Origin of the sequence: Rhodococcus sp. T2V, assembly GCF_029269925.1 — a bacterium.
Taxonomy (GTDB): Bacteria; Actinomycetota; Actinomycetes; order Mycobacteriales; family Mycobacteriaceae; genus Rhodococcus_F; species Rhodococcus_F koreensis.
Window position 1 is genome coordinate 15,098 of sequence record NZ_JARJBD010000029.1, and the last position, 11,199, is coordinate 26,296.

The window sequence follows — 11,199 nt, forward strand, 5'->3', positions numbered from 1 at the left end:
TCAACTTGGTGAGTCGGCCGTCCCAGAATATGAGATACGTCGGCTGCGGTGCGAAGATGTAGAGGTGTCAACTCCGCAGCAGCCCGTGCCACCAGAATCATCATCCCACACGACGAACCCGCCCAAGCAGGTCATCCGGATTTCTCCCCTCGCCTATCTGGGATGCGCCTTCCTCCTGTTCGCCGTCTCGTTCCCCATCTTCGGCTGGCCCGCCGCCTTCGGCTGGCTCGTGATCGCCCCGATCGTCGCGGTGGCCTGGGTCGCGCGGGTGCGCACCACGGTCACGCCCGACGGACTCGAGGTGCGCCGGCTGTTCGGCGGACGGTCCCTCGCATGGTCCGAGATCACCGGATTCCGCTTTCCCAAGCGCGGCTGGGCGCGGGCGACACTGGCCGACGGCGGCGAGGTCACCCTTCCCGTCGTCACGTTCGACCGGCTCCCCGACATCGCCGAGGCAAGCGGCGGCCGCATCACCGACCCCTACGCGGCAGCGGCCGCGGCGGAGGAAGCGGCCCAGCATGCCGACGCCGAATCGAACGGCGAGCAGCCGGCGAAGAACCGGCCGGACACAGACGGGGAATAGCGCGCGAGTAGCGTTTGTCAGTACTTCCGTACGCTGACTAAGGAATACGCTCATGCCCCCGCTGAGGTCCCGAACCACCACCGCAGGACGAAATGCCGCAGGCGCCCGCGCACTGTGGCGCGCCACCGGAATGACCGACTCCGACTTCGGGAAGCCGATCGTCGCGATCGCCAACTCGTACACGCAGTTCGTTCCCGGGCACGTCCACCTCAAGAACGTCGGCGACATCGTCGCCGACGCCGTCCGCGCCGCCGGTGGTGTACCTCGCGAATTCCACACGATCGCCGTCGACGACGGCATCGCGATGGGACACGGCGGCATGCTGTATTCCCTACCCAGCCGGGAGATCATCGCCGACTCCGTCGAGTACATGGTCAACGCGCACACCGCCGACGCACTCGTGTGCATCTCCAACTGCGACAAGATCACCCCCGGAATGCTCAATGCCGCACTGCGTTTGAACGTTCCGACCGTGTTCGTCTCGGGCGGGCCGATGGAGGCGGGCAAGGCCGTCGTGGTGAACGGTGTCGCCCAGGCACCGACCGACCTCATCACGGCGATCTCGGCGAGCGCCAACGACGCCGTCGACGAGGAGGGACTGGCCGAGGTCGAGCGCAGCGCGTGCCCGACGTGCGGCTCGTGCTCGGGCATGTTCACCGCCAACTCCATGAACTGCCTCACCGAGGCACTCGGCCTGGCGTTGCCGGGCAACGGTTCGACGCTCGCCACCCACGAGGCCCGGCGCGCACTGTTCACCCGCGCGGGCACCACGGTCGTCGAGGCCGCCCTGCGGTACTACCGGGACGAGGACGACTCCGTCCTCCCCCGCAACATCGCGACGCCCGCCGCGTTCCGCAACGCGATGGCGCTGGACGTCGCGATGGGAGGTTCCACCAACACGGTGCTGCACACCCTCGCGGCCGCGCAGGAGGGCGAGGTCTACGACTTCGACCTCGACAAAATCGACGAGATCAGCCGCAAGGTGCCGTGCCTGTCGAAGGTCTCACCCAACTCGGACTACCACATGGAGGACGTGCACCGGGCCGGCGGAATCCCCGCGATCCTCGGCGAACTCCGCCGGGCGGGACTGCTCGAGAGCGACGTCTCCACCGTGCACACGAAGAGCTTCGACGAGTGGCTCGACACGTGGGACATCCGGTCCGGCAAGGCATCCGACGAGGCCGTCGAACTGTTCCACGCCGCTCCCGGCGGCGTCCGCACCACCGAGCCGTTCTCGACGAACAACCGCTGGTCGTCGCTCGACACGGACGCCGCGAACGGCTGCATCCGCGACTTCGAGCACAAGCACACGGTCGAGGGCGGCCTGGCCGTGCTGCGCGGCAACATCGCCGTCGACGGCGCGGTCATCAAGACGGCAGGCATCGACGAAGACCTGTTCCACTTCCAGGGACCCGCGCGAGTCGTGGAATCCCAGGAGGAGGCGGTGTCGGTGATCCTCGGCAAGAAGATCCAGCCCGGTGAGGTCCTCGTCGTTCGCTACGAGGGTCCAGCGGGCGGCCCGGGCATGCAGGAGATGCTGCACCCCACCGCATTCCTCAAGGGCTCCGGCCTCGGCAAGAAGTGCGCGCTGATCACCGACGGCCGCTTCTCCGGCGGATCCTCGGGACTGTCCATCGGCCACATCTCCCCGGAAGCCGCCAGCGGCGGCGCCATCGGCCTCGTGGAGGACGGCGACCAGATCCTCATCGACGTCGCGACCCGCACCCTGAAACTCCTCGTCGACGACGCGGTGCTCGCCGAGCGCCGCGCGAAGATGGAGTCGTCCGAGCGTCCGTGGCAGCCGGTGAACCGCGAACGGACCGTCACCACGGCCCTGCGCGCGTACGCCGCGCTGGCGACGTCCGCCGACAAGGGCGCGGTCCGCCAGGTTCCCTGACCGCACGCACCGACAGCCCCGGGCACTCACGAAGCCGGGTGCCGCAGCAGGTTTCCTGCCTCGGCACCCGGCTTCCGTCGTCGGTGCGACCGCGAAATCCACCTCGGATGTGACGGCGCTCACGGGTGATCAACTCGCTCAAGCGGCGACACCCGCGAACAGGTTCTACTGATCGATGTGATCAGTTGAGCCCACGCTTCTTGCACACGGCGCTCAGTAGTGGTTCCCTCAGTTGGCCGTTGAGACCTACATCACAATCGGCAGCACCACCGGAACATCTCCGGCCCACGAGGCCATCGGGAACACAACCTAGGAGCGACACATGCCAGGAGTCGGCATTTGGCGAACGAAATCCGTTGAGCAATCGATAGCGGACACCGACGAACCCGACACCCGGCTGCGGAGGGAACTCACCGCGAAGGACCTCACCGTCTTCGGTGTCGCCGTCGTGATCGGCGCCGGCATCTTCACGCTCACCGCCCGGACCGCAGGCAACGTCGCCGGGCCGTCCATCTCGCTCGCCTTCGTCCTCGCCGCCGTCGCGTGCGGCCTGGCCGCCCTCTGCTACGCCGAGTTCGCCTCCACCGTCCCCGTCGCGGGCAGCGCGTACACCTTCTCCTATGCCACCTTCGGCGAGTTCGTCGCCTGGATCATCGGCTGGGACCTCATCCTCGAATTCGCCCTCGCCGCGGCCGTCGTCTCCAAGGGCTGGTCGCTGTACCTGGGCAACGTCCTCGGATTCAGCGGATCCACCACCGCCCACCTCGGGCCCATCGACTTCGACTGGGGCTCGCTGATCATCGTCGGCGGCATCACCCTCGTACTCGCCATCGGGACCAAGGTGTCCTCACGCGTGTCCGCCGTGATCACGGCCATCAAGATCGCCGTCGTCCTCCTCGTCATCACCGTCGGCGTCTTCTACATCAAGAAGGAGAACTACGCCCCCTACATCCCGCCCGCCGAGGGCAACGAGAGCGCCGCACACGGTATCCACCAGACCCTGTTCTCCTTCCTCTCCGGAGCCGACGGCAGCAGCTACGGCTGGTACGGCCTCCTCGCCGCCGCGAGCCTCGTGTTCTTCGCCTTCATCGGATTCGACGTCGTCGCCACCACCGCCGAGGAAACCAAGGACCCGCAGAAGGCGCTCCCCCGCGGCATTCTCGGCTCACTCGCCATCGTCACCGTGCTCTACGTCGCGGTCACCCTCGTACTCACCGGCATGGTGAAGTACACCGACCTCAAGACCGGCAGCCCACTCGTCGGCGACAGCAGCGCCACCCTCGCGACCGCCTTCGAGGCACACGGCATCACCTGGGCGCAGACCGCCATCAACTTCGGCGGACTCGCAGGCCTGACCACCGTCGTGATGGTGATGATGCTCGGCCAGACCCGCGTCCTGTTCGCCATGTCCCGCGACGGACTCGTCCCCCGCGGCCTCGCCAAGACCGGCAAGAAGGGCACCCCGGTCCGCATCACCCTGTTCGTCGGCGCCGTCGTCGCCGTCCTCGCCGCCTTCTTCCCGATGGGCACCCTCGAGGAGATGGTGAACATCGGCACCCTCTTCGCGTTCGTCCTCGTCTGCATCGGCGTGATCGTCCTGCGCCGCACCCGCCCCGACCTGCCCCGCGGATTCCGCGTTCCGCTGGTCCCGCTCGTCCCCATCCTCGCCGTCCTGGCCTGCGGATGGCTCATGCTGAACCTGTCCGTCGAAACCTGGATCCGATTCCTCGTCTGGATGGCCCTCGGCGTCGTCGTCTACCTCGCCTACGGCCGCCGCAAGTCCGTCCTCGGACAGAAGCTCGCCGCACAGGCCCAGGCCACCCCGCCCGAGGAGGAGAACATCCCGGAACTCGTCCAGCGCTGACTCTCGGCCGGCACCGATCCGGCAGAAACGACTGCGCCGCACTCCCGATCGGGGGTGCGGCGCAGTCGTGGTTCAGGGAGACGATCAGATGAGCGGGTTGGCGCCGTTGAGGAAGATCCAGATGCACACACCGGCGGCGACGCCCAGGATCAGTGCCGCGAACGACCCGATGAACGGCCGCGTGGCCCAGCCGCGGCGGCCGTCGAGTGAGATCCGGCCCGGCCCGGTGAGAATGATCACCCCCGCGCACACACCCAGGAGTGTCTCGTACTCGGTGCCGGAGGGCGCGAAGTACTCCAGTCCCGGTTCCGCGATCTGCCGGAACGCCCACGCGTTGATCATCACGGCCAGCACCGAGGCGGCGGCCAGCGGCGTGACGAGGCCGAGGATCAGCAGCGCACCGCCCGCGACCTCACCGATGGCACCGAGCATCGCGAGCAGTTTCGCCTGCTGGAAGCCCGCGTTCACGAGCACCTCCTCGAAACCGTCGAGGCCCGGACCGTTCCACAGTCCGGTCAGCTTCTGCAGACCGTGCACGAGCGCCGTGCCGCCGACCGCGAGTCGCAGTGCCAGCAGGCCGAGGTCCAGGGTGCCGCGGCCGATCTTCACGTCACCCTCGCCGAGCCGGTCGGTCGACGGATCGCCCGCCGTGGACCCGAGGGACGCACCGGAGGTCGCGCCGATCACCTGCGTCGGCTGGTCCGGCACGTCGGACGCCGACTGCCGGTACGCGGGGATCTGTTCGGTGGACAGACCGGCGCCGCGCGCATCGCCGTGATCGAGTTCGTCGTCGGTGCGCGGGAGACCCTGTCCCGCGGAACCGGACGTCGGCGTGGCCGACGGAAACCGCTCGGTGGGAAGGTCGTAAGGGCTCGACACCCTGCCGTAGCCGGGTGAGGCGCCTTGCTGCGCGGCACCGTCGTCCGACGACTCGCTGGGGTCTTTCCGCATGTCAGTCACACCGTCAAGCCTAGGTCGATCCGCCGGACATCGCTGGTAGGCGGAACCGGCGTGGCGGCGACCTCGCACTCTTCCGTAACGTCTCCATCATGATGGTGGGTGGGCGGCGCCGCACGGTGTCCCGCAAGATGGCGATGTCCGCACTCTGCGTGACGGCGGTCCTCGCCGCCGGGTGCGCGAAATTCGACGACTCCGCGTCCTCCCCCTTCACACCCGAGCCGACGGGTGCGTCGGGCGCGGAAGTGGAACCCGAGAACCCGCCGCCGTCCACCACGACCACACCACCGCCGAGCGGCCCGCTCGGACCGTGCCAGGATCCGGATCCCAGTGTCATCGCGACCTGCCTCGACACCACCGGCGGACTCGTCGTCCTCCCCGACGGGGCGACCGCTCTGGTCGCGGAGCGCCGGACCGGCCGCATCCTGCAGGTCGCCCAGGGGCAGACCCCCAAGGAGATCGCGCACGTCGACGTCGACGGCAGCACGGACGGCGGCCTCCTCGACATCGCGCTGTCCCCGAGCTTCGTCGAGGACAACCTCATCTACGCCTACGTCACCACCCCCACCGACAACCGGGTGGTGCGGATCGCACCGGGCGACTCCGCCAAGGAGGTTCTCGGCGGGATCCCGCGCGGCGACACGGGCAATGCGGGGTCGCTCGAATTCTCGGGCGACGAACTGATGGTCCTGACCGGCAACGCGAACAACCCGGCGGCGGCCGCCGATCCGGCGTCCCTCGCCGGGAAACTGCTGAAGGTCACCGCACTGTCGCCCGCACCGACACCGGCACAGCCCCGGCCGCAGGTCGTGCTGTCGGGCATCGGGACCGCGGGCGGGGTCTGCGTCGACCCGGGTGTGGCCGTGTGGGTAACCGACCGCACCCCGCTGGAGGATCGGCTGGTGCGGGTCAGCGCGGACGGCGCGGTGTCGTCTCCGGTGTGGACGTGGCCGGAGCGGCCCGGCGTCGGCGGCTGCGTCGCCGCCGGAGATGTCGTGGCGGTGTCTCTGAGCACCGCGAAGGCCATGTCGGCGCTCGCCGCCGACCCCGGCACGGGCGCCGTCACCACCGCACCGGGTGTCATCGTCCAGGACCGGTACGGCCAACTCGGCGGCGCCGCACTCGGTCCCGACGGGCTCATCTGGGTGAGCACCGTCAACAAGACCGCCGGTCAGCCCGGACCCAACGACGACCGCGTCATCAAGATGCCCCTGCCCTCCGGTGGCGGCGGATTCGACTGACGGGCCGCGCCCCGGCGCCGCGTCGCCCCCGCAACGAACGGGACGCTCGTTCGGTTGATCCGAACGAGCGTCCCGTTGGTGCAGAAGGGGATCAGCCGCCGCAGGCCTCGATGACCAACTCCTTGACGCGGGCCGGATCGGCCTGACCGCGAGTGGCCTTCATCACGTCGCCGACGATCTTGCCCGCAGCCGCGACCTTGCCACCGCGAATCTTCTCGGCGATGTCGGGGTTCGCGGCCAGCGCCTCGTCGACGGCAGCCTTCAACTTCGTGTCGTCGCGTTCGACGACGAGCTCGGGATGAGCCGCGACGACCTGATCGGGGTCGCCCTCACCGGCGAGAACGTGGTCGACCACCTGGCGGGCCACCTTGTTGTTCAGCTTCCCGCTGTCGATCAGCGCGACCACCTGCGCGACCTGAGCCGGCGTGATCGGCAGTTCACCGAGTTCCACCCCGCGGGTGTTCGCCTGCTGCGCCAGGTACGACACCCACCAGGACCGTGCGGCCTCCGGCGAGGCGCCGGCCTCGACGGTCGCGATGACGAGGTCGAGGGCGTTCGCGTTGACCAGGTCACGCATGACCTCGTCGGAGACACCCCAGTCGGCCTGGATCCGGGCGCGGCGGACCCACGGCAGCTCGGGCAGGGTGCCCCGCAGTTCCTCGACCCACTCGGCACTGGGCGCGACCGGCTCGAGGTCGGGCTCCGGGAAGTAGCGGTAGTCCTCGGCGGTCTCCTTGCGGCGGCCCGGCGACGTGGTGCCGTCCGCTTCCTGGAAGTGCCGGGTCTCCTGGATCACCTCGCCGCCGGCCTCGAGCACTGCTGCCTGGCGGCGCATCTCGTACCGGACCGCGACCTCGACGCTCTTGAGGGAGTTGACGTTCTTCGTCTCGGTGCGGGTACCGAGTTCGGTCGCCCCGATCGGCATCAGCGACGCGTTGGCGTCGCACCGCATCGAACCCTGGTCCATGCGGACGTCCGACACGTTCAGCGACTTCAGCAGGTCGCGCAGCGCGGTGACGTACGCGCGGGCCACCTCGGGGGCGCGGGCTCCGGCGCCGCTGATCGTCTTGGTGACGATCTCGACCAGCGGGACCCCGGCGCGGTTGTAGTCGAGCAGCGAGTGGCTGGCACCGTGGATGCGGCCGGTCGCACCGCCGACGTGCAGCGACTTTCCGGTGTCCTCCTCCATGTGCGCGCGTTCGATCTCGACGCGCCAGGTGGTGCCGTCGTCGAGGACGACGTCGAGATAGCCGTCGGTGGCGATCGGCTCGTCGTACTGGGAGATCTGGTAGTTCTTCGGCTGGTCCGGGTAGAAGTAGTTCTTCCGCGCGAACCGGCCCCACGGTGTGATGGAACAGTTCAGTGCGAGTCCGATCCGGATCGCGGACTCCACCGCTGCCTCGTTCACGACGGGTAGCGACCCGGGCAGACCGAGGCACACCGGGCAGACCTGAGTGTTCGGCTCGGCGCCGAACTCGGTGGGACACGGGCAGAACATCTTCGTGTCGGTGCCGAGCTCTACGTGCACCTCCATGCCGAGAACAGGCTCGTACTTCGCGAGCACGTCGTCGTAGTCGAGGAGGTCCGGAGTGTCGACAGCAGTCATGCCACAGAGTTTATGCGTCCGGCGGTTCGCCGGAAAACGCGGTCAGCCGAAAAATGCGGCCGCCTCGTCGTACCGCTCCCGCGGCACCGTCTTGAGGCGCCGGGTGGCCTCCTCGAGGGGCACGAGGTCGATCGACGTGCCGTGCAGCGCGACCATGTTGCCGAAGTCGCCGCGGTGGACGGCGTCCGTGGCGTGCACCCCGAAGCGGGTGGCGAGCACCCGGTCGTACGGCGTCGGGGTGCCGCCGCGCTGCACGTGCCCGAGCACCGTCGTCCGCACCTCCTTGCCGATACGGCGTTCGATCTCGTCGCCGAGCTGCTGTGCGACCCCGGTGAACCGTTTGTGGCCGAACTCGTCGATGCCGCCTTCGCGCAGACTCATCGACTCCGGGGTGGGTGCGGCGCCCTCCGCGACGACACAGATGAAGTGCGAATCGCCGCGCTGGAACCGTTTCTTCACCATGGCGCACACCTCGCCGACGTCGAACGGGACCTCGGGAACGAGAGTGAGGTGCGCGCCCGTGGCCAGCCCGGACTGCAGCGCGATCCAGCCCGCGTGCCTGCCCATCACCTCGACGAGCATCACCCGCTGGTGGGACTCGGCAGTGGTGTGCAGGCGGTCGATCGCGTCCGTCGCGATCGACAGGGCGGTGTCGAAACCGAAGGTCACATCGGTGCAGTCGATGTCGTTGTCGATGGTCTTCGGGACCCCGATCACGGGCACCCCGCTCTCGGCGAGCCAGCTCGCCGCCGTGAGCGTGCCCTCGCCGCCGATCGGGATGAGCGCGTCGATGCCGTTGTCGTCGAGCGTCTGCCGGATCTGGCCGAGGCCGGCCTTGAGCTTGTCGGGGTTGACCCGCGCGGTACCGAGGATGGTGCCGCCCCGGGTGAGGATCCGGTCGATCCGGTCGCCGCTGGACAGCGCGACCTTGCGGTCTTCGAGCAGGCCGCGCCAGCCGTCCCGGAATCCCACCACCGAGCTGCGGTACCGCCCGTCGGCCGTCCGCACCACTGCCCTGATCACCGCATTGAGTCCGGGGCAGTCGCCGCCTCCGGTAAGGATTCCGATCCGCATCCAAGCACCCCTCGTCGTCTCGTGTGGTGATGGTGGTTCTCATTAGACATCTTGCCGCCCGACACGTGTTCGAGCACCTCGGATCGGCCGGTTCTGTCAGCCGGGTGTGACGAGACCGCTCTCGTAGGCCAGGACCACCGCCTGCGCTCGATCGCGCAGGTCCAACTTCGACAGCACCTTCCCGACGTGCGTCTTGACGGTCTGCTCGGCGACGAACAGGCGCTCCGCGATCTCGGTGTTGGACATGCCGCGGGCGATCAGCTCGAGCACCTCGCGTTCGCGGGGCGTCAGTGCCGACAGCGCGGCCGGTTTACGGCGCGCGGTGCTCCGGCGGCTGGTCACGTCGGCGATGAGACGCCGGGTGACGGTCGGCGCGAGAAGCGCCTCGCCGTCGGCGACCACCCGCACCGCGCGGATGAGTTCCTCTGCGGGCGCGTCCTTGAGCATGAAGCCGCTGGCCCCGATGCTCAGCGCCTCGTACACGTAGTCGTCCACGTCGAACGTCGTGAGCATGAGCACCCGCACCGGCGGATCGAACCCCGCCGACAGGATGACGCGGGCGGCGTCCAGTCCGTTCATCTCCGGCATGCGGACGTCCATCAGGACCACGTCGGGTCGCAGGCGCTTCACCTCGCTCACCGCCACCGCCCCGTCCGGGGCGTCACCGATGACGCTGATGTCGGGCTGGGAGGCGAGCAGGGCTCCGAAACCCTGCCGGACCATAGCCTGGTCGTCGGCGATGAATACGGTGATGGCCACGCCGCCAGCCTAGGCGGAGGCGACCGGGAACTCGGCGTGGACCTCGAATCCGCCGTTGTCGTGCAGGTGCGTGGTGAGTACGCCGCCGACCGCCTGCGCACGCTCGCGCATCCCGATGATGCCGTTGCCGCCTGTCGACTCGTGCCTGGTCAGGGCCGAGACGAGGCTCCGTCGCGGCGGGCCGTTGACGATCGACACGGATGCGATCGGCGTCTCGTACGCGATCTTCACCTCGACCGCGGCGCCCGCTGCGTGCCGGGCCGTGTTGGCGAGGGATTCCTGCAGGATGCGGTACATCACCAGCCCGACCGACTCCGACACGTGCCGCGGGTCGCCGTCGGTGTGCCAGGAGACGGGAATGCCGGCCCTGCGGCTGCCCTCGAGCAGCTCGCTGATCTGCTGGACCCCGGGCTGCGGCGCATGCTCGGCGACCTGGCCGTCGCTGCGCAGCACCCCCAGGAGTCCGCGCACCTCGTTCAGCGCGGCGCGGCCTGCGGCTCCGATCGATTCGAACTCGGCCCGCGTCTCGTCCGACATGCCCGCGATGCGGTACGGCGCACTCTGTGCCTGCACCACGACCATCGACATGTGGTGCGCGACGACGTCGTGCAGGTCCCGGGCGATGCGGGCCTTCTCCTCGAGGATCGTCCGGCGCGTGCGTTCGAGTTCGCTCAGCTCTTCCTGCTGCGCGAGTTGCCGCCGGGACAGCACCAGCCACCGGATCAGCAGACCGAACACGACGATGGCGGTCAGTCCCACTGCCCACCCGCGCCCGTTGGTGCCCGGGGTGTCGGCAAGGAACAGCAGGACGGTGGAGATCCATGCCACACCCACGACGGGGATCGCGGCCCGCATGCTGACCGCGGCCAGCAGGGCGAGCATCACGAGGATGTGGACTACCTGCCAGGGGTAGTCGTAGCCTTCCTGCAGGGCGAAGACGCGCGGAATCACCAGCGCCGAGATCGCGGAGACGGCCCAGGCCAGCGCCGGGTTCGACCGGATGAGCAGGAACGGGAACGTCGCGAGCGCCGCCACGAACGGTTGAATCGGAGGACTGACCTGGTGGGTCAGCTGCAGGGTCGGCCACGCCACGGCGAACAGGATCGCCGTGACCACGACGATTGCCACGTTCAGCCACTGACCTTCGGCGGCTCTCCGGATGCGCGTCTTCGTCTTCACACCCTCGACACTAGAAACACAGGTCACGGCCTGTCCTCA

General features: G+C 68.8%; 9 protein-coding genes. 4 read left to right on the forward strand and 5 right to left on the reverse strand.

The features are described from left to right. Positions 1–85: 85 nt before the first annotated feature. The 3 genes from P3H15_RS23760 (at position 86) to P3H15_RS23770 (ending at position 4,344) form a co-directional block, all read left to right on the forward strand. The gene (locus P3H15_RS23760) at positions 86–583 is read left to right on the forward strand and encodes a PH domain-containing protein (RefSeq protein ID WP_276139543.1); all 498 of its coding nucleotides are present in this window, start codon (positions 86–88) and stop codon (positions 581–583) included. Positions 584–635: 52 nt separating this feature from the next. Next, positions 636–2,480, forward strand: coding sequence for a dihydroxy-acid dehydratase (gene ilvD / locus P3H15_RS23765; protein ID WP_276139473.1), 1,845 nt, complete (start codon positions 636–638; stop codon positions 2,478–2,480). A gap of 322 nt (positions 2,481–2,802) precedes the next feature. Further along, positions 2,803–4,344, forward strand: coding sequence for an amino acid permease (locus P3H15_RS23770; protein WP_276139474.1), 1,542 nt, complete (start codon positions 2,803–2,805; stop codon positions 4,342–4,344). Between the two features lie 84 nt (positions 4,345–4,428). Here the strand turns inward: P3H15_RS23770 and P3H15_RS23775 are convergent, their stop codons facing one another. After that, positions 4,429–5,295, reverse strand: coding sequence for a DoxX family protein (locus tag P3H15_RS23775; RefSeq protein WP_276139544.1), 867 nt, complete (start codon positions 5,293–5,295; stop codon positions 4,429–4,431). 98 nt (positions 5,296–5,393) lie between these two features. Here P3H15_RS23775 and P3H15_RS23780 point away from each other — a divergent pair, with 98 nt between their 5' ends. Next, positions 5,394–6,542, forward strand: coding sequence for a sorbosone dehydrogenase family protein (locus tag P3H15_RS23780; RefSeq protein WP_276139475.1), 1,149 nt, complete (start codon positions 5,394–5,396; stop codon positions 6,540–6,542). 91 nt (positions 6,543–6,633) lie between these two features. On the opposite strand, the gene gatB is transcribed toward P3H15_RS23780, so the two are convergent. The 4 genes from gatB to P3H15_RS23800 all read right to left on the reverse strand — a co-directional run bounded on the left by gatB (position 6,634) and on the right by P3H15_RS23800 (position 11,187). Further along, positions 6,634–8,148 (reverse strand): Asp-tRNA(Asn)/Glu-tRNA(Gln) amidotransferase subunit GatB, encoded by a 1,515-nt coding sequence (gatB, locus tag P3H15_RS23785; protein WP_276139476.1) that lies wholly within the window; start codon positions 8,146–8,148, stop codon positions 6,634–6,636. A 42-nt stretch (positions 8,149–8,190) separates the two neighbouring features. Further along, the gene (locus P3H15_RS23790) at positions 8,191–9,222 is read right to left on the reverse strand and encodes an ATP-dependent 6-phosphofructokinase (protein WP_276139477.1); all 1,032 of its coding nucleotides are present in this window, start codon (positions 9,220–9,222) and stop codon (positions 8,191–8,193) included. 96 nt (positions 9,223–9,318) lie between these two features. Continuing rightward, complete coding sequence (locus tag P3H15_RS23795) at positions 9,319–9,981, reverse strand: response regulator transcription factor (RefSeq protein WP_015890224.1); 663 nt, start codon at positions 9,979–9,981, stop codon at positions 9,319–9,321. A gap of 9 nt (positions 9,982–9,990) precedes the next feature. Further along, positions 9,991–11,187, reverse strand: coding sequence for a sensor histidine kinase (locus tag P3H15_RS23800; protein WP_276139478.1), 1,197 nt, complete (start codon positions 11,185–11,187; stop codon positions 9,991–9,993). Positions 11,188–11,199 lie beyond the last annotated feature (12 nt).